Annotated in this window: 19 protein-coding genes; 17 read left to right on the top strand and 2 right to left on the bottom strand. The window is 61.3% G+C overall.

Going from position 1 to position 18,448, the window contains the following annotated elements:
• Positions 1-341 precede the first annotated feature (341 nt).
• Entirely contained in the window at positions 342-566 is a 225-nt protein-coding gene (locus ACR0NT_RS03740) for a DUF1127 domain-containing protein (protein WP_170441165.1), read from the bottom strand.
• 906 nt (positions 567-1,472) lie between these two features.
• Here ACR0NT_RS03740 and mraZ point away from each other — a divergent pair.
• The 9 genes from mraZ (at position 1,473) to ACR0NT_RS03695 (ending at position 11,154) form a co-directional block, all read left to right on the top strand.
• Positions 1,473-1,976: a division/cell wall cluster transcriptional repressor MraZ gene (gene mraZ / locus ACR0NT_RS03735; protein WP_170441167.1), complete on the top strand. Its 504-nt coding sequence runs from the start codon at positions 1,473-1,475 to the stop codon at positions 1,974-1,976.
• A 4-nt stretch (positions 1,977-1,980) separates the two neighbouring features.
• The gene (gene rsmH / locus ACR0NT_RS03730; RefSeq protein WP_170441169.1) at positions 1,981-2,973 is read left to right on the top strand and encodes a 16S rRNA (cytosine(1402)-N(4))-methyltransferase RsmH; all 993 of its coding nucleotides are present in this window, start codon (positions 1,981-1,983) and stop codon (positions 2,971-2,973) included.
• Positions 2,970-3,338 (top strand): cell division protein FtsL, encoded by a 369-nt coding sequence (gene ftsL, locus ACR0NT_RS03725; RefSeq protein ID WP_170441172.1) that lies wholly within the window; start codon positions 2,970-2,972, stop codon positions 3,336-3,338. Before rsmH ends, ftsL begins: the two co-directional genes overlap by 4 nt.
• Positions 3,335-5,122: a peptidoglycan D,D-transpeptidase FtsI family protein gene (locus tag ACR0NT_RS03720; RefSeq protein WP_170441173.1), complete on the top strand. Its 1,788-nt coding sequence runs from the start codon at positions 3,335-3,337 to the stop codon at positions 5,120-5,122. The genes ftsL and ACR0NT_RS03720 overlap by 4 nt, the downstream gene beginning before the upstream one ends.
• A 22-nt stretch (positions 5,123-5,144) precedes the next feature.
• Entirely contained in the window at positions 5,145-6,626 is a 1,482-nt protein-coding gene (locus ACR0NT_RS03715) for a UDP-N-acetylmuramoyl-L-alanyl-D-glutamate--2,6-diaminopimelate ligase (RefSeq protein ID WP_170670773.1), read from the top strand.
• On the top strand, positions 6,623-8,017 hold the full coding sequence (locus ACR0NT_RS03710) for a UDP-N-acetylmuramoyl-tripeptide--D-alanyl-D-alanine ligase (protein WP_170441179.1): 1,395 nt from the start codon (positions 6,623-6,625) through the stop codon (positions 8,015-8,017). Before ACR0NT_RS03715 ends, ACR0NT_RS03710 begins: the two co-directional genes overlap by 4 nt.
• 24 nt (positions 8,018-8,041) lie before the next feature.
• The gene (gene mraY, locus ACR0NT_RS03705) at positions 8,042-9,124 is read left to right on the top strand and encodes a phospho-N-acetylmuramoyl-pentapeptide-transferase (protein ID WP_170441181.1); all 1,083 of its coding nucleotides are present in this window, start codon (positions 8,042-8,044) and stop codon (positions 9,122-9,124) included.
• A gap of 149 nt (positions 9,125-9,273) precedes the next feature.
• A complete protein-coding gene (gene murD / locus ACR0NT_RS03700) occupies positions 9,274-10,674 on the top strand; it encodes a UDP-N-acetylmuramoyl-L-alanine--D-glutamate ligase (protein WP_170670775.1) in 1,401 nt (466 codons plus the stop codon).
• Positions 10,675-10,779: 105 nt separating this feature from the next.
• A complete protein-coding gene (locus ACR0NT_RS03695; protein WP_480442620.1) occupies positions 10,780-11,154 on the top strand; it encodes a glycine zipper family protein in 375 nt (124 codons plus the stop codon).
• On the opposite strand, the gene ACR0NT_RS03690 is transcribed toward ACR0NT_RS03695, so the two are convergent.
• Positions 11,151-12,329, bottom strand: coding sequence for a BaiN/RdsA family NAD(P)/FAD-dependent oxidoreductase (locus ACR0NT_RS03690; RefSeq protein ID WP_170441186.1), 1,179 nt, complete (start codon positions 12,327-12,329; stop codon positions 11,151-11,153). The genes ACR0NT_RS03695 and ACR0NT_RS03690 overlap by 4 nt on opposite strands.
• Before the next feature lie 126 nt (positions 12,330-12,455).
• Here ACR0NT_RS03690 and ACR0NT_RS03685 point away from each other — a divergent pair, with 126 nt between their 5' ends.
• The 8 genes from ACR0NT_RS03685 to murB all read left to right on the top strand — a co-directional run bounded on the left by ACR0NT_RS03685 (position 12,456) and on the right by murB (position 18,400).
• The gene (locus ACR0NT_RS03685) at positions 12,456-12,749 is read left to right on the top strand and encodes an antibiotic biosynthesis monooxygenase (RefSeq protein WP_170442922.1); all 294 of its coding nucleotides are present in this window, start codon (positions 12,456-12,458) and stop codon (positions 12,747-12,749) included.
• A 168-nt stretch (positions 12,750-12,917) separates the two neighbouring features.
• Entirely contained in the window at positions 12,918-14,081 is a 1,164-nt protein-coding gene (gene ftsW / locus ACR0NT_RS03680; RefSeq protein ID WP_170325742.1) for a putative lipid II flippase FtsW, read from the top strand.
• On the top strand, positions 14,081-15,178 hold the full coding sequence (locus ACR0NT_RS03675) for a UDP-N-acetylglucosamine--N-acetylmuramyl-(pentapeptide) pyrophosphoryl-undecaprenol N-acetylglucosamine transferase (RefSeq protein ID WP_170670777.1): 1,098 nt from the start codon (positions 14,081-14,083) through the stop codon (positions 15,176-15,178). Before ftsW ends, ACR0NT_RS03675 begins: the two co-directional genes overlap by 1 nt.
• Positions 15,175-16,584 carry a UDP-N-acetylmuramate--L-alanine ligase gene (gene murC, locus ACR0NT_RS03670; protein ID WP_170670779.1) on the top strand — a complete coding sequence of 470 codons (1,410 nt, stop codon included), beginning with the start codon at positions 15,175-15,177 and terminating at the stop codon, positions 16,582-16,584. Before ACR0NT_RS03675 ends, murC begins: the two co-directional genes overlap by 4 nt.
• A gap of 78 nt (positions 16,585-16,662) precedes the next feature.
• Positions 16,663-16,896 carry a DUF2484 family protein gene (locus tag ACR0NT_RS03665; RefSeq protein ID WP_480442618.1) on the top strand — a complete coding sequence of 78 codons (234 nt, stop codon included), beginning with the start codon at positions 16,663-16,665 and terminating at the stop codon, positions 16,894-16,896.
• Entirely contained in the window at positions 16,893-17,159 is a 267-nt protein-coding gene (locus tag ACR0NT_RS03660) for a DUF2484 family protein (protein ID WP_170441196.1), read from the top strand. Before ACR0NT_RS03665 ends, ACR0NT_RS03660 begins: the two co-directional genes overlap by 4 nt.
• Before the next feature lie 24 nt (positions 17,160-17,183).
• Positions 17,184-17,477 carry a hypothetical protein gene (locus ACR0NT_RS03655; protein WP_170441198.1) on the top strand — a complete coding sequence of 98 codons (294 nt, stop codon included), beginning with the start codon at positions 17,184-17,186 and terminating at the stop codon, positions 17,475-17,477.
• Complete coding sequence (gene murB / locus ACR0NT_RS03650) at positions 17,474-18,400, top strand: UDP-N-acetylmuramate dehydrogenase (RefSeq protein WP_170441200.1); 927 nt, start codon at positions 17,474-17,476, stop codon at positions 18,398-18,400. The genes ACR0NT_RS03655 and murB overlap by 4 nt, the downstream gene beginning before the upstream one ends.
• The last annotated feature ends 48 nt before the right edge of the window (positions 18,401-18,448 follow it).

Below are 18,448 nucleotides of genomic sequence, written 5' to 3'. Positions count from 1 at the left end.
TCTTTTCCTGTCTGAAAACGTAAAAACGGCGGTTCCCAGGGAGGAGGAGGGGAACCGCCGTTCTTTTCAACATCAGGGCAGGGAGGAGGAGAGCCCCGATGTATCCGAACCCGGGTTTGATCCCGGTATGAGGAAGACGCGGCGACGTCAGGGAGGAGGAGAGACGTCGCCGCGCGCTTTCAACACCGGGAAAGGGAGGAGGAATACCCGGTGTGTCAGTTTCCGGCGTTCAGGGCCGGTATAGGGTGCGGCGACATCAGGGAGGAGGAGAGATGTCGCCGCTGTAATACAGGTCCTAAAGGGAGGAGGAAGGACCTGATCCTGGTTATTTCGGTGCGCGCTTAATGCGCGACGTGTTCTTCGGCCGCTTGCAGTGCCAGGCGGCGGATCATCGAACGGTGCAGGCCCAGATCGGCCAGTTCGCGATTTGACAGCTCGGACAGTTCGTTAACTGTCTGGCGGTACACGCGATACCGGACGAACCGGGTCTTTGCAGCCTCGACCAATGAAGCCAGGCCAGTTGCTGGTGCGCCTTTCAGCGCGGTCTGATGTGTTACTGCGGCCATTTGCGTACCCGATAGTTCTTGTCATTGCCGGTGTGTCCCGGCGCTTGCTTGAGACTGAAAATAGGCAAATGCTGCAATTGCACAATAGCTCACGTCGTCAATGCTGCTATGCGGCAATTGCATAGATATCAACGTGTTGGGCGTTGGGATGCCTAAAGAGCTTTAAAGTAAGGGTTTTACCATCGCGTCAACGGCCTTCGCTTGGGTCTGAACGGTGGGGTGGGTTTGCGGCTGCTGCTTCTTTGTGCGCCCTCTTGTGAAATTTGTGCGTTCTGAAATCGCTATGTGACGGCAAGCCCTTTCGGTGGATGTCGCGGGCCTATGGGAATTCATGGGCGGAGATCGAGAGGCTTTGGGTCAGACGTCGGATAGTGCGTTGTCCTGGGTGATTCGCGGAGAGATTGGCGTTTGGGCCGGTGGTCGGATGCGAGAGCCTCAAGAACTTTGAAAATTTCTGGGAAAGCATGGGACAAAATGGGCGCTAGTCTGATTGTACCATATGTAGTGTTTAATCTTTGCGTAGCGCGTATTTGTGGTGCAAGTTGCATGGTTTTCATTTGATTTCAGCTTGGCTATGTTGTGAGTTCGTCGGTGAATCGATGAATTTTGTTGTTGCTTTCCATGAATTCCCATGTCATCCCTTGTATATCCGATGAGGACGAGGCACATGGGGCGCCAAACGACCCCGAACCAACAAAAACAGGTTTCATACAGGCATCTCGCTTTCATCAATCAAGAGATCCGGCGCGCGGGCGAGCAGACATCCCCCCCAGGTGGCGCGCGCAGCTGGACATCCCGCAAAGCGGGTCAATGCGGCGGGTTGATCAGTGGCAGCAGATCAACCCGCCGTTTTACATCCGGGGGGCGTGAAATTTAGGTGGGGCGCAAGCGAAAGGGACAGTCGTCTTGGCGCGCAGGTTTAGAGGCGAAAGCCAGCATAAGGTTGATACGAAGGGCAGGGTCTCAATCCCGGCCTCGTTTCGCCGTGTGCTTGAGGCCTCTGACCCCAATTGGCAGCCCGGAGACACGCCTGAACTGGTGATTGTCTACGGTGACCACCGCCGCAAGTTCCTTGAATGCTATACCATGCAGGCAATCGAAGAGGTCGACGACAAGATTGACGCTTTGCCGCGTGGCTCGATGCAGCGGAAGATGCTGCAGCGCATGTTCCACGGTCAGTCCTTCCCGACCACGGTGGACGAAACCGGGCGCTTGGTGCTGCCCGCCAAGCTGCGCAACAAGATCGGGCTTGAGGGTGAGGCGTTCTTTATCGCCGCCGGCGACACGTTCCAGATCTGGAAGCCAGAGACATACGAATCCGAAGAGTTGGCAGCCGCCGAGGATTGGCTGGACGAACAGCCCGAGGACTTTGATCCTCTGGTGTATCTAGATGGCGTCGGGGACGCGTAGCGGCATGGCCGGCGCTGAAACCCCTTCCGACAAACCTCATATCCCTGTTCTGTTGCGCCCGTTGCTGGCCGCCGTGGCACCGGTCACGGGTGTCTGGCTGGACGGGACGTTTGGGGCGGGCGGTTACACCCGAGGCTTGTTGGACGCCGGTGCCGACAAGGTCATCGGCGTGGATCGTGATCCGCTGGCATTTGAGATGGTTTCAGAATGGGCTGGTGACTATGGTGACCGGCTGGTGATGCAGCCGGGTGTGTTCTCGCGCATGGATGAATATGCGCAGGGCTTGGACGGGGTGGTGCTGGACCTCGGTGTATCGTCGATGCAGTTGGATCAGGCCGAACGCGGGTTTTCCTTTATGAAGGACGGCCCGCTGGACATGCGGATGAGCCAGGAGGGGGAAAGTGCCGCCGATCTGGTCAACACCGCGACCGAGACACAGTTGGCCGATATCCTGTTTCATTACGGTGAGGAACGCGCCAGCCGCCGCATCGCCAAGGCCATCGTGAAGGCGCGGACTGAAGAGCCGATCACCACGACTCTGCGGCTGGTCGAGATCATCGAATCCTGCCTGCCGCGTCCAAAGCCGGGGCAGTCGCACCCCGCAACGCGCAGCTTTCAGGGGCTGCGGATCGCGGTGAATGCGGAATATGAAGAGCTTTTCCAGGGGCTTATGGCCGCCGAGCGGGCACTGAAGCCAGGCGGTCAGCTGGCGGTTGTGACGTTCCATTCCATCGAAGACCGCATGGTCAAACGGTTCTTTCAGTCCCGTGCGGGTAAAACTGGGCGTGCCAACCGTTACGCGCCCGAAATGGAACAGGAACTGCCGCAATTCACGCTCAAGACCCGCAAGGCCGTGGGTCCGGACGAACAGGAATTGCAGGAAAACCCGCGCGCGCGCTCGGCCAAGCTGCGCGTGGCGGTACGGACCGAGGCTCCGGCGGGGGAAATTGAATCTCGCGCCATTGGGATGCCGCAACTTGGGGGAAGGGCGAAATGAAGAGTGTTTTGTATGTGTTGACCGCTCTGGCCGTGTTTGGACTGGCGCTTTGGGCGTATCAGGAGAACTACCGGACCCAGCAGGTTGTAAAGGAAACGCAGAAGCTGCAGCGCCAGATTGGCATGGCGCAGGTGCGGCTGGCCGTGCTGAACGCGGAATGGGCTTATCTGAACCGCCCCGACCGGCTGCGTGAATTGGCCGACCTGAACTTTGAGCGTCTCGGCCTGTTGCCGTTGCGGGCCGAGCAATTCGGCCGCGCCGATCAGATTTCTTACGCCGAAGACCCGGATCTGCCGATCGTTGACCCGATCGAGCTGCAGGCCATCACCAACATTCAGGCGCTGGGCGAGGTGCAGATTCCATGACCCGCACGCCCCTGCGCCCTCTGGCCCGAATCCTCGACGCCCGCGCCCGGGGCGAGAACCCCAAGGCGATTGAGCGCGAAAATATCCGGCAACGCCACGAAGACATGAAAGACCGCGCCCGCGCCCGCGCCGAAGGGCGTTTGCTGGTGCTGGGGCTGTTCTTCTTCTGCGCTTTCTCAGTAGTGGGTTTCCGCATGGGCATGCTGGCCACGTCTGAGGCGCAGGAGCCGCTGGCCAGCGCGCCCGGAGCCGCGATTGCGATGCAGCGGGCCAATATTGTCGACCGGGAAGGGCGCATTCTGGCGACCAATCTGGACACATATTCGGTCTACGCGCAGCCGCCTTTGATGATTGATCCGGTCGCCGCTGCCGAACAACTGGTGGCGATTTTCCCTGATCTGGAGAAAGAACGTCTGGTCAAGGACTTCACCGGCAATCGCAAGTTCCTGTGGATCAAGAAACGCATCTCGCCGGAACAAAAGCAGGCCGTGCATGACATCGGCGATCCGGGCATTCTGTTTGGCCCGCGTGAGATGCGGTTGTACCCGAATGGCCGTCTGGCTGCGCATATTCTGGGTGGCTCGGGGTTCGGTCGTGAGGGTGTCAGTGCCGCCGAGGTGATCGGCGTGGCTGGTGTTGAAAAACAGTTCGATGACTATCTGCGTGATCCGGCCAATGGCAACAAGCCCCTGCAACTTTCGCTGGACCTGACTGTTCAGGCGGCGGTCGAGCAGGTTCTGTATGGCGGCATGAAGATCATGAACGCCAAGGGGGCCTCGGCGGTACTGATGAACGCGCATACGGGCGAGGTGGTCTCGGCCGCATCGCTGCCGTCTTTTGATCCGAATGATCGCCCGCGTCCGCCGACTTCGGGGTTTGATCCGTCGGACAGCCCGCTGTTCAACCGCTATGTGCAGGGTGTGTACGAGCTGGGCTCGGTGTTCAAAATCTTCACCGCCGCGCAGGCCGTGCAGCTGGGATTGGTGAATTCCGAGACGATTATCGACACCTCCGGCCCGATGCGGATCGGGCGGTTCCCGATTGGTGAGTTCAATGGCAAGAACTACGGCAAGATCAGCGTGGCGGACGTGATCGTCCACAGCTCGAACCGGGGCACCGGCCGGCTGGCGCTGCAGATCGGTGCGAAACGGCAGCAGAACTTCCTGAAATCGCTGGGCATGTTCGACCCGACGCCGTTCGAGATTGTCGAAGCCGCGGGCGGTGAACCGCTCAAGCCCAAGAAATGGGGTGAGCTCAGCACAGTGACCATTTCCTATGGCCACGGGCTGTCGACCAGCCCGATGCATCTGGCTGCTGGATATGCGGCGATTGCCAATGGCGGGCACTATGTCAGCCCGACTATCCTGCGCAAGAATGGCCCCCAGTACGGCCCGCGCGTCTTGTCGGACAGCGCAGCCACACAGGCGCAAAAAATGCTGCGCAAAGTGGTCACGGACGGCACGGCCAGCTTTGGCGATGTCGCGGGCTATGATGTGGCTGGCAAGACCGGCACGGCGGATAAGCCAAAGCCGCGCGGAGGCTATTACGACGACAAGGTGATCGCGACCTTTGCGACGATCTTCCCGGCTTATGATCCCAAATATGTGCTGATCGTCACGCTGGATGAACCCTCTATCGTAGCCTACGGCGAAAAACGCCGCACGGCGGGGTGGACGGCGGTTCCTGTAGCCGCGGAACTGATCGGTCGCATTGCCCCTTTGCTGGGCCTGCGACCCCGGCTTGAGCCTGAGGCACGCGCTGCTATAACCCTGACCTCAAATTAGGCTATCCAACAAAAGGTGGGTCATGGGCACAAGGACGAAAGCACTCAGCCAACTGGCCCTGACCGCACGGGGTGGTGCAAACCCCGAGATCACCGGGCTGGCCGTCGACAGCCGTGAGGTCAAGGACGGTTACCTCTTTGCAGCCCTTCCCGGCACCCGCGTTCATGGCGCAGAGTTCATCCAGTTCGCCCTGCGTATGGGCGCTGCGGCGATTCTGACCGATGCCGAGGGGGCCGAGATCGCCGCCGAAGAATTGGCGGCGTCGGACGCGGCATTGATCGTGGTTGAAGACCCGCGTCAGGCATTGGCGGGATGCGCTGCGCTGTGGTTCGGCGCTCAGCCGCAGACGATTGTGGCTGTAACCGGAACCAACGGAAAAACCTCGGTCTCGACCTTCGTGCGCCAGATCTGGATGGAGCTTGGGCACGCGGCGGTAAACCTCGGTACCACAGGTGTTGAGGGCGCATGGACCGCACCGCTGGCACACACCACGCCCGAGCCGATCACCTTACACCGCTGCCTGGCCGAAGCGGCTGAGAACGGCGTGACGCATGCAGCGATGGAGGCGTCCTCGCACGGTTTGGAACAGCGCCGCTTGGATGGTGTGCATCTGGCCGCCGCGGGGTTTTCGAACTTCACGCAGGATCATCTGGATTACCACGAAACCTTCGAGGCCTATTTCGCCGCCAAGGCCGGGCTGTTCGATCGAGTTCTGCCGCAGGACGGGACCGTGGTCATCAACATGGACGACCCCAAGGGCGCTGAGGTCCGCAAGATCGCCGAGGCGCGCGGTCAGTCGGTTCTGACCGTCGGATCGGGTGATGTTGACTTGTGTCTGATGAACCAGCGTTTCGACTCGACCGGACAGGACTTGCGCTTTTCATGGCAGGGCAAGGTGTTCCAGAGCCGTCTGAATCTGATCGGAGGGTTTCAGGCCGAGAATATTCTGCTGGCCTGTGGTCTGGTCATCGCTGCCGGTGAGGAACCCGAGCGGGTGTTCGAAACTCTGCCGCATCTGACAACTGTGCGGGGGCGTATGCAACTGGCCGCCACGCGTGAAAATGGTGCGGCGGTGTTTGTCGATTACGCCCATACCCCGGATGCGGTGGCGACGGCGCTCAACGCGATGCGGCCGCATGTCATGGGCCGCCTGATTGCCATCGTCGGTGCGGGCGGGGATCGGGACGCAACCAAGCGCCCGTTGATGGGTCAGGCCGCCGCTGAAAATGCAGACGTTGTATTCGTCACAGATGACAACCCGCGCAGCGAAGATCCAGCCTCCATCCGCGCCGCTGTTTTGCTGGGCGCGCCCGAGGCCACCGAGGTCGGTGACCGGGCCGAGGCCATCTTGCGCGGCATTGATGCTTTGCAGCCGGGCGATGCCTTGTTGATCGCAGGGAAAGGGCATGAGACCGGCCAGATTGTCGGTGATCAGGTTCTGCCCTTCGATGACGTGGAGCAGGCCAGCATCAGCGTTGCGGCGCTGGATGGGAGGGTGGCATGACGCTTTGGACTGCGGCCGAGGCCGCCGAGGCCACCGGTGGACACGCTACCACCGATTGGGCGGTGAACGGCGTGTCAATCGACACCAGAACCCTCCAGCCCGGAGACCTGTTCGTGGCGCTCACGGCCGCGCGGGACGGACACGACTTTGTGGCGCAGGCCTTGGAAAAGGGCGCGGGCGCAGCACTGGTGTCCCGTATCCCTGAGGGCGTATCTGAAGACGCGCCTTTGCTGATCGTCGATGACGTGCAGACCGGGCTTGAGGCGCTTGGACAGGCGGGTCGCGCCCGTACGGACGCGCGCGTGATCGGTGTGACCGGCAGTGTTGGCAAAACCTCGACCAAGGAAATGCTGGCCTGCATTCTGGAGGCGCAGGGAAAAACCCATGCCAGCGTGGCCAGCTACAACAATCATTGGGGTGTGCCCCTGACGCTGGCGCGGATGCCGCGGGACACCGAATTCGCGGTGATCGAGATCGGCATGAACCATCCGGGCGAGATTGCCCCGCTGGCGCGGCAGGCTCGCCCGCATGTGGCATTGGTGACGACCGTTGCGGCGGTGCATCTTGAGGCTTTCGAGTCGGTTGCCGGCATCGCCCATGAAAAGGCCGCGATCTTCGAAGGGCTTGAGGCCGGCGGCGCGGCCATCGTGAATGCCGATATTAATCACGCCGACATCCTGCGCCAGACCGCGCAGGAACATGGGGCCGGGATCGTGGATTTTGGCCGCAAAGCTGCGGACTACAATCTGACAGAGGTGACGCAAAGTGCGGACTCGGTCCATGCCGGGGCGGCTGTCGGCGACACGGTCATCGCCTATGACGTGCAATCCGCTGGCACGCATTTTGCCATGAACGCGCTGGGGGCTTTGGCGGCCTGTGTTGAGATGGGCGTCGATCTGGACGACGCCATAGCCGGGTTGCGCCAATGGTCTCCGGTCAAAGGGCGGGGCGTGCGGGAAACGCTGCCTTTGGCAAGCGGTGGGAAGATCGAGCTGCTGGACGACAGCTACAATGCCAATCCCACCTCGATGGAGGCCGCGCTGGATGTGCTGGCGGCATCGCACGGCGTGCGCCGGATCGCGTTTCTGGGTGATATGAAAGAGTTGGGTGCGCAGGAAGTTCCCATGCATGCCGGAATGGCCGATGTCGCGGCGATGATGCATGTGGATCAGGTTCACTGCATCGGCCCCTTGATGAGGGCACTTCACGACGCCTTGCCCCAGGAAAAACGCGGGCTCTGGTTCGAAACCAGCGCCGAGATGGCCGAACGCCTGCCGGATTTGATCCGTGCGGGGGATACGGTGCTGGCCAAGGGGTCGCTCAGCATGGCTCTGGCCCAGATTGTTGACGGTTTGCGGAAAATGGGGCAAGGGAGCGCGCTTGAACCATGATTGCCGCCTAGGAAAGGTATTGTAATGCTCTATTGGTTGACCGCCCTGTCGGATGGAGGGGATTTCTTTAACCTCTTCCGCTATATCACCTTCCGTGCGGGCGGAGCCTTTTTGACGGCGCTGATCTTCGGGTTCATCTTCGGCAAGCCGCTGATCAACGTGCTGCGCCGCAAGCAGGGTAAGGGACAGCCGATCCGGGATGACGGTCCCGAGGGGCATTTCTCGAAAGCGGGCACGCCGACCATGGGCGGTTTGTTGATCGTGGGGGCGCTGGTGACATCGACGCTGATCTGGGCACGGTGGGACAATCCCTATGTCTGGATGGTGCTGTTCGTGACGCTGGCCTATGCGGCGATTGGCTTTGCGGACGATTACGCCAAGGTCTCGAAACAGAATACCAAGGGGGTGTCCGGCAAAATGCGGCTGGCGCTGGGGGTAATTATTGCGGTTCTGGCCTCGCTCTGGGCGACATTGCACCATCCCGAGGCGCTGCAGTACCAGTTGGCCGTGCCGGTGCTCAAGGATACGCTGGTCAATCTGGGTGTGTTCTACATTCCGTTTGCGATTGTTGTAATCGTTGGGGCGGCCAATGCGGTGAACCTGACCGATGGTCTGGATGGGCTGGCAATCATGCCAGCGATGATCGCGGCCTCGACCCTTGGGGTGATCGCATATGCGGTTGGCCGGGTCGACTTTACCGAGTATCTGGACGTGCACTATGTGCCGGGAACCGGAGAAATCCTGATCTTTACTGCGGCGTTGTTCGGGGGCGGGTTGGGCTTTCTGTGGTACAATGCTCCGCCTGCCGCCGTGTTCATGGGCGATACCGGATCGCTGGCCCTGGGCGGTGCGCTGGGCGCGATTGCGGTGGCCACCAAGCACGAGCTGGTTCTGGCCGTTGTCGGTGGTCTGTTTGTGGTTGAGGCGCTGAGTGTGATCATTCAGGTGCTCTATTTCAAACGTACCGGACGCCGGGTGTTCCTGATGGCGCCGATCCATCACCATTATGAGAAAAAGGGTTGGGCCGAGCCGACCATCGTGATCCGGTTCTGGATCATCTCGCTGATCCTCGCGATGATCGGTTTGGCGACTTTGAAGGTCCGGTAACGCTCCCGCCAGGTTCGGCGGACCTGCGGTCCACCTGCCACCTGTTGGGCCCGGCTCGCGCTGACGCGCGAGCCTTTTGCCGCTCTTGCCATCGGTGATTTCTTCTGCGCAGTGTGACGCCAATTGGACGTCAGAAGAAGGTACGCGGAATGATCCCGGTCAAAGGGTTTTCAGGGCAGAGGGTTGCGGTTCTGGGGCTTGGCCGGTCGGGTCTGGCCACAGCGCGTGCGTTGCGGGCGGGCAAGGTCGAACCCGTCTGTTGGGATGACAACCCGGCGGCGCGTGAAACGGCCGAGGCCGAGGGGTTTACCTGCCTTGATCTGCATCGGCACGGGGCGTTTGACGATATCGCGTCGCTGATCGTTTCGCCGGGAATCCCGCATCTCTATCCCGAGCCGAACCCGGTTGTTGCCGCAGCGCTTGCGGCGGGGGTGCCGGTGGACAATGATATCGGGCTGTTCTTCCGGTCCTTTGCCGGCCCGGAATGGAGCAACTATGACACCCCGCCGCGCGTGATCGCGGTGACCGGTTCGAACGGCAAGTCGACCACTGCTGCCTTGATCCACCATATCTTGACTGAAGCCGGGCGCGAGGCGCAGTTGGCGGGGAATATCGGGCGTGGCGTGCTGGATATCGATCCGGGTGGCGATGGCTCGGTCGTGGTGCTGGAGTTGAGCAGCTATCAGACCGAATTGGCCCGGTCGCTGACGCCCGATGTGGCGGTGTTCACCAACCTGTCGCCGGATCATCTGGACCGACATGGCGGAATGGGTGGCTATTTCGCGGCTAAACGCCGCCTGTTCGCCGAGGGTGGTCCGGACCGCGCGGTAGTCGGTATAGACGAAATCGAAGGCGCGTTTCTGGCAGGGCAACTGTCCGAGGGGCCGGCGGATGACCGGGTGATCCGTGTCTCGGTGGCGCGCAAACTGACCGGGCCGGGTTGGCAGGTCTTTGCGCGCAAGGGGTTTCTATCGGAATATCGCAAGGGGCGGCAGGCCGGATCGATCGACCTGCGCCAGATCAAGGGGCTGCCCGGCACGCATAACCATCAGAACGCCTGTGCGGCCTACGCCGCCTGTCGTGCGCTTGGTCTGGCGCCGCGGGTGATAGCGGATGCGCTGCACAGTTATCCCGGACTGCCGCACCGCAGCCAGATCATCGCCGAAGCTGATGGTGTGACCTATGTGAACGATTCCAAGGCCACCAACGTGGATAGCGCGCTGAAGGCGCTGACGGCGTTCGACAAGATCCGCTGGATTTGCGGAGGGCTTGAGAAAGAAGGAGGTCTGGCTGCACTGAACGGCGCGGCGGATCAGGTGCTCAAGGCCTATGTGATCGGGCGCGAAGCCGCGAATTTCGCGCTGCAACTTGAGGCCGAGGCGCAAGTTTGCACCACAATGGCAGAGGCCGTCACGCAGGCGATGGCAGATGCACAGCCGGGTGAGACCGTATTGTTGGCTCCGGCTGCGGCCAGTTTCGACCAGTACGACAACTTTGAACAGCGCGGAGACGATTTCACGCAAGAGGTTCTGACGCGGCTCGCGGGGTAGTCATTTGCAATAGACCGCCGGTTGGGCCAAGCTGCGGTGCTATCAGCTTGACGCGCCATGACAATTACGTTTGGCTCCGGGCAAATTCAACACGAGGTCATGACTATGCCATTTCGTAAGTTTTCTCTGATCCTGCCTGCTGTTTTGGTTGCGGGTGCCTGCACCAATACCGGCGCCAATTATCAGCCGGTTGTCGACGGTCCGGTCGGTCCGAACTACAACTTTGATCTGCAGCAATGTCAGCAGCTTGCTGCGTCACAGGCCAGCGTGGATGGAACCACTGCCGGCAATGCGGCAATTGGTGCTGCGGGTGCTGCTGCGACAACGGCGATTATTCAGGACAGCAGTGACAATCTGGGCCGCGCGGCGGCGGCAGGTGCGCTTATCGGCGCTGGTGCAGATGTCTATGCGAAGAACCAGAACAAAGAAGTCATCGTGCGCAACTGTATGCGCGGCCGTGGCTATAACGTCGTAGGCTAACGGGTCGCGATGGCCGTTCCGGCGGCGTGGCCCGAGGACCACGCCCACTGGAAATTGTAGCCGCCCAGCCAGCCGGTGACATCCACCGCTTCACCAATCGCATAGAGGCCGGGGACATCCCTGGCCTCCATCGTTTTTGACGACAGGCCATCCGTGTCGATCCCGCCCAGCGTGACCTCGGCGGTGCGATAGCCTTCGGTGCCCGAGGGCGTCAGCTGCCAGTTGGACAGCGCCGAGATCAGCTCGGTCAGCGCGGTGTCGGACTGGTCGGCCAGATTTCCCTGCATCGGGAAGTGTTCGCTCAGATAGTCCACCAGCCGCGCGGGCAGGTGGCGAGAGAGTTCGGTGGTCAACGCTTTGCGACCGCTGCTTTGCCGCTGATCGCGCAGCAGATCGAACAGGGGCAGTTCGGGGATCAGGTTGACGCGGATCGCTTCGCCCTCATGCCAGTAGGACGAGAGTTGCAGCGCCGACGGCCCGCTGAGGCCGCGATGGGTGAACAGCAGCGCCTCGTCAAAGCTGGTGTGGTCGTTCGACAGGCGCGCAGGCAGGGAGACGCCGGAGAGGTCCTTGAACTTCCCATCTGAAAAGGTGAACGGTACCAGCGCCGCGCGTGTCCGGGTCATTCGCAGGCCAAATTGTTTTGCGATATCATAAGCCAGCCCGGTTGCGCCCATCTTTGGGATCGACTTACCACCCGTGGCCAGAACCAGATTGGCGCAGGTCAGGCTGAAGCGTTGGCCTTCGCGGTCAACGTCCAGCGCGAAACCCACTTCGGTCTTTCGCAGGTCCTTAATTGCGGTCCGCACCCACAGCTCGGACCCGGCGCGTTCCATCTCGTCCAGCAGCATCTGGATGATCTGTTTCGAGGACCCATCGCAGAACAACTGCCCTAGCGTTTTCTCATGCCACGCGATGCCGTGGCGCCCGACCAGATCGACGAAATCCCATTGCGTGTAGCGTGCCAGCGCGGATTTGCAGAAATGCGGGTTTTGCGACAGGAAGTTGCCCGGACCTGCATACATGTTGGTGAAATTGCAGCGCCCACCGCCTGAGATGCGGATTTTCTCACCCGCAGCCTTGGCGTGGTCGATCACCAAAACGCGCCCGCCGCAATGGGCGGCGCACATCATGCCGGCCGCACCGGCGCCAAGGATGATCGTGTCGTAGGTCATGGGCAGCGCATGGCGTGAAATGGCGAGGATGGCAAGTGGAAGCCTGCTCAAAGGACGTTTGAGCTATGTGGTAAACTCCTATCGTCAAAGAACCGAAATATGCCCATTGCAGAGGAGGGCGCCCCGATGATCATGCGCATATTCCAAGTCACCGTTCGGCCCGGCAAAGAGGCTGAATTCTCGAAGTTCTTCCACGAAACCGCGATCCCATTGATGCAAAACACCGATGGCATTGTTCAGGTTCTGCCGGGTGCCGCGCGGCCCGACACCCCGCGCGAGTTTAGCTTTGTAATGATTTGGCGCAGTTTGGATGCGCTGAAGGCCTTCGTTGGTGATGACTATGAAAGCCCGCACATAGATCCAGCTGAGGCTGAATTGGTCGAATCAAGAACGATCAAACACTATGATCTTGTTGCCTAGGCGATCTGAAAACGCGCGAGCGGGACCTCGAGTCCAAGCCGTTGCCCGCAGGGCGCTAATTTCCGCAACCGGCCCGTCATTCTGCTAGCCCAATCGCCAAAATGCCTGTAGAGTCTCAATCAGACCCCGAAAACGGGGCGTTAACGAGGCAGAGAGTGGCGGTATCTCATGACTGAGATGGTGTATGGCGCGGTCCAGGACCAGCGCGGCGAACCGATTCTACCAAAGTGGTGGCGGACAATTGATCGCTGGACGATGTCCTGCGTGCTGATCCTGTTTGTCATCGGGCTGTTGCTGGGGCTGGCCTCATCGCCGCCGCTGGCAGGTCGCAACGGGTTCGATCCGTTCCACTATGTCGAGCGTCAGGCGCTGTTCGGCGGGCTGGCGTTGATTGCGATGCTGCTGACCTCGATGATGTCGCCGACGCTGGTGCGGCGTCTGGCGGTGCTGGGCTTTCTGGGTGCCTTCGTGGCGCTGGCCTTTCTGCCGGTCTTCGGCACCGATTTCGGCAAGGGTGCGGTGCGCTGGTACTCGCTGGGCTTTGCATCGCTGCAGCCGTCCGAGTTTCTGAAGCCCGGCTTTGTGGTCGTGGCCGCATGGCTGCTGGCCGCGTCGCAAGAGATCAATGGTCCTCCGGGGCGGTTGTGGTCCTTTGCGCTGTGTATGGCTATCGTAGGGATGCTGGTGCTGCAGCCCGATTTCGGTCAGGCTTGTCTGATCCTGTTCGGCTGGGGCGTGATGTATTTCGTCGCCGGCGCGCCGATGCTGCTGCTGGTGGGCATGGCCGGTGCGGTGGTGCTGGGCGGTATGTTTGCCTATTCCAATTCGGAACACTTCGCTCGCCGGATTGATGGGTTCCTGAACCAGGAGGTCGATCCGACGACACAGATCGGTTACGCGACGAACGCCATCCGCGAGGGTGGCCTGTTCGGCGTTGGCGTGGGTGAAGGGCAGGTCAAGTGGTCTCTGCCCGATGCGCATACGGATTTCATCATCGCCGTCGCGGCCGAGGAGTTCGGCCTGATCCTGGTGCTGATCATCATCGCGCTGTATTCGATCATCGTGGTACGCTCTTTGCTGCGGCTGATGAAGGAACGTGACATGTTCATCCGTCTGGCGGGCACCGGTCTGGCCTGTATGTTCGGCGTTCAGGCGATGATCAACATGGGCGTCGCCGTGCGCCTGCTGCCCGCCAAGGGCATGACGCTGCCGTTCGTCAGCTATGGTGGCTCGTCACTGATTGCGGGCGGTATTGCGGTTGGGATGCTATTGGCGTTTACCCGCACCCGCCCACAGGGCGAGCTTGGCGATATTCTGCGCGGACGAGGTTGATGACCAAACCCTATCTACTGATTGCGGCGGGCGGCACCGGGGGCCACATGTTCCCGGCGCAAGCCCTGACCGAGGCAATGCTGCAAAAAGGTTGGCGTGTGCGCCTGTCCACTGACGCGCGCGGTGCGCGTTATACCAGCGGCTTTCCGCATTCGACCGAGATTGTCGAGGCCTCGTCGGCCACTTTTGCCCGCGGCGGTTTGGCGGCAAAAGCTCTGGTTGGGCCGAAGATTGCCGCGGGTGTGACTGGCATGGCCGTCCAGATGATGCGCGACCGCCCGGATGTGGTGGTGGGCTTTGGCGGCTACCCCTCGATCCCGGCGCTGGGCGCGGCGACGATGCTGAAAATCCCGCGCATGATCCACGAGCAGAACGGCATTCTGGGTCGGGTGAACCAGCTGTTCGCAACCCGCGTGTCACAGGTGGCCTGCGGTATCTGGCCGACTGACCTGCCCGAGGGGGCCAAGGGCGTCCATACCGGCAACCCCGTTCGCGCGGCAGTGTTGGAACGTGCGGCGGCCGGGTATATCCCGCCCGGCGACTACCCGATGTCGATCCTGGTGATGGGCGGCTCGCAAGGTGCGCGCATTCTCAGCGATATGGTGCCGGGTGCGATTGCTGCCTTGCCCGAAGCGCTGCGCGATCATATCCGTGTCGCCCATCAGGCCCGCGACGAGGACGGAGAGCGGGTCACCGCCTTTTACGCCGATCACGGCATCCGGGCCGAGGTCAAACCGTTCTTTCAGGACGTTCCCCGGCGCATGTCCGACGCGCAGCTGGTCATTTCACGTTCGGGTGCGTCCAGCGTGGCCGATATCTCGGTGATCGGGCGTCCGTCGATCCTGATCCCGTTTGCCGCCGCTGCTGGCGACCACCAAACCGCCAACGCGCGTGGGCTGGTGCAGGCCGGTGGGGCGATCATGATCCCGGAAAACCTGCTTGACGTTTCCGCGCTGACCGAGCAAATCACCGCAGTTCTGACAAACCCCGAAGCCGCGCAAAAGATGGCCCATGCCGCCCTCTCGACCGGCGCGCCGGATGCGACCGAGCGTCTGGTGCACCTTGTCGAAGACCTGGCGCAGAAGGAGACCGCATGAATCCCGCAACCAAACTGCCGCAAGACGTAGGGCCGATCCATTTTGTCGGGATCGGTGGGATCGGGATGTCCGGGATTGCCGAGGTGCTTTTGAACCTGGGTTACCGGGTGCAGGGGTCTGACTTGAAGGCCTCGAAGATCACTGATCGTCTGGCTGGTTTGGGCGCCGAAACTTTTGTTGGTCAGCGGGCCGAAAATCTGGAAAACGCCGCCGTTGTTGTGGTGTCGACCGCGATCAAGCCAGGCAACCCGGAACTGGACGGCGCCCGCGCGCAAGGCCTGCCGGTGGTGCGCCGTGCCGACATGCTGGCGGAACTGATGCGCCTGAAATCCAACATCGCCATCGCCGGAACCCACGGTAAGACCACCACCACCACGATGATGGCCGAGCTGATGGTGGCGGGCGATTTCGACCCGACCGTGATCAACGGCGGTATCATTCACGCCTATGGTTCGAACGCGCGGATGGGGCAGGGCGAATGGATGGTGGTCGAGGCCGACGAATCCGATGGCTCATTCAACCGCCTGCCCGCGACGATTGCTATCGTCACCAACATCGACCCCGAGCATATGGAGCATTGGGGCGATTTCGACAAACTGCGGGACGGGTTCTTTGAGTTCCTCTCGAATCTGCCTTTTTATGGTCTGGCCGTGTGCTGCACCGACCATGCCGAAGTGCAGACGCTGGTGGGCCGCATCACCGACCGCCGTGTGCGCACTTATGGTTTCAACGCACAGGCCGATGTGCGGGCGGTGAACCTGACCTACAAGGGCGGCGTTGCGCATTTCGACATTCACCTGCAATACGAAGACACGGTGATCGAGGGCTGTACCCTGCCGATGCCAGGGGATCACAACGTCTCGAACGCGCTGTCGGCCGCAGCCGTGGCCCGTCATCTGGGCATGAAAGCCTCGGAAATTCGCGATGCGCTGGCCAATTTCGGCGGCGTCAATCGCCGGTTTACCAAGGTGGGCGAAGTCGATGGTGTCACCATCATCGACGATTACGGCCACCACCCGGTTGAAATCAACGCTGTGCTAAAAGCCGCGCGTCAGGCGACCGAGGGTCGCGTCATCGCGGTGCACCAGCCGCACCGTTACTCTCGCCTGTCCAATTTGTTTGACGACTTCTGCACCTGTTTTAACGATGCAGATGTTGTGGCCATCGCCGACATCTTCGCCGCCGGGGAAGACCCGATCGAGGGCGCATCCCGCGATGATCTGGTGCAGGGCCTGATCCGCCACGGCCACCGCCACGCCCGCGCGCTGTTGGACGAGAACGATCTTGAGCGCCTGGTGCGCGAACAGGCCCGCCCCGGCGACATGGTCGTGTGCCTAGGCGCTGGCACGATCAGCACCTGGGCCAATGGTTTGCCGGCGCGGTTGCAGCAAAAACAGGCCGTGTGACGTAATGGACTTTCGGGCGGCGCAACTTTAAAGTGTAGCGTCGCAACGTCCTCGGAGGGCCAACAGGTGTATTCAGTTGTGTTCGCATCCCTATGGGTCGTGGCTGCGACAGCCGTGGCCATGCTGCCGATGCGATTGCAATTTCCTCCGGGCATCGTGCTTCTGATCTCTGCGCCCGTGCTGATTGTCTGGTTGGGCCATGATTACGGCTGGCACCTCTCGGTACTGGCGTTCGCCGGTTTTGCGTCTATGTTCCGCAAACCGATCCAATACTACTGGCGTCGCTGGACGGGTAGGGAGGCGCAGGAATGAACTGGTCCATTGCTCTTGCCGCGCTGTGGGGGATTGCCGCGAATGTGCTGGCGATGCTGCCCAGCAAAGACAATCACTGGACGCGCGCCTATATCCTGATTGCGGTCGGTATCCCGATATTGGGCTATGTCACCTTGCAGAATGGCCCGTGGATCGGGTTGCTGGTTCTGGCAATGGGCATGTCGGTGCTGCGCTGGCCGATAATTTACCTGACCCGTTGGACAAAGGCGAAAATGCAGGGCATGAAGGCGGCCAACAAGTAACGACCGCATTCAGGAGTCTTCGCCATGGTCGACGTCGCCACATTCGCTTATTTGCCGCTGATCGCGCTGGTCCTCGGGGCCGCGGCGGGCTTTGTTGCCGGGCGCTGGATTGGCCTCAAGGGGCTACTGTGGCTGATCGGGCTGACCGCTGCTGTCTCGCTGGGTCTGATCGTGATGCTGGCAGGCGTCAACACCGGCGAAGAGGAACGGGCCTTTGGCCCCTTCATCTGGTTGACCGGAGCGGTCCTGCCGTTCCTTTTGGCGGTCATAATGGGCGGCGTCGGAGGGCGCAGCCTGGCGGCACGGGCAAACACATGATCAATCTGACTGACGTCCGGGGGCGTCTGACGCAGGCCCGACCGTTGAACGACCTGACCTGGCTGCGTGTCGGCGGTCCGGCGGATTACCTGTTTCAGCCAGCCGATATTGAAGACCTGCAAGGTTTTCTACGCGACCTGCCTGCAGAGGTTCCGGTCTTCCCCATGGGCGTTGGATCGAACCTGATCGTACGCGATGGCGGTCTGCGCGCTGTGGTGATCCGGCTGGGGCGCGGGTTCAACGGAATCTCGGTCGAGGGCAACACCGTCACCGCTGGTGCCGCCGCGCTGGACGCGCATGTGGCGCGCAAGGCGGCGGATGCAGGTGTGGACCTGACTTTTCTGCGCACCATTCCCGGCTCGGTCGGTGGCGCGGTGCGGATGAACGCAGGCTGTTACGGCAGCTACACCGCAGACGTGCTGCGCAAGGCCACCATTGTCACCCGGCAGGGAGAGGTCGTGGACCTGACGCCCGAGGACCTGAATTTTCACTACCGTCAATCCGATCTGCCCGAAGGCGCTGTGCTGGTTTCGGCCACGTTCGAAGGCCGCTCGGGTGATCCGCAGGACCTGCACGACCGCATGGCGGCGCAATTGCAGAAGCGTGACGAAACCCAGCCCACCAAGGACCGCAGCGCCGGGTCGACCTTTCGCAACCCCGCCGGGTTTTCGTCGACCGGCAGGGCGGACGATGTGCATGACCTCAAGGCGTGGAAGGTGATCGACGACGCCGGGATGCGCGGTGCCACGCGCGGTGGCGCGCAGATGAGCCCCAAGCACTCGAATTTCCTGATCAATACCGGCACCGCCACGGCCGCCGACCTCGAGGGTCTGGGTGAAGAGGTGCGAAAAAAGGTTTACGAAACAAGCGGCATAACGTTAGAGTGGGAAATCATGCGGGTCGGTGATCCGCTGAAAGAATAAAGCCACATCCGTCAGACCATAACAGGCAATTTCAGGCGACGGATCAAA

The sequence above is a fragment of the Ruegeria sp. AB10 genome (assembly GCF_056542745.1).
Note: the sequence above shows the minus strand (reverse complement) of the source record. Positions and strands in the feature narration are given on the sequence as shown.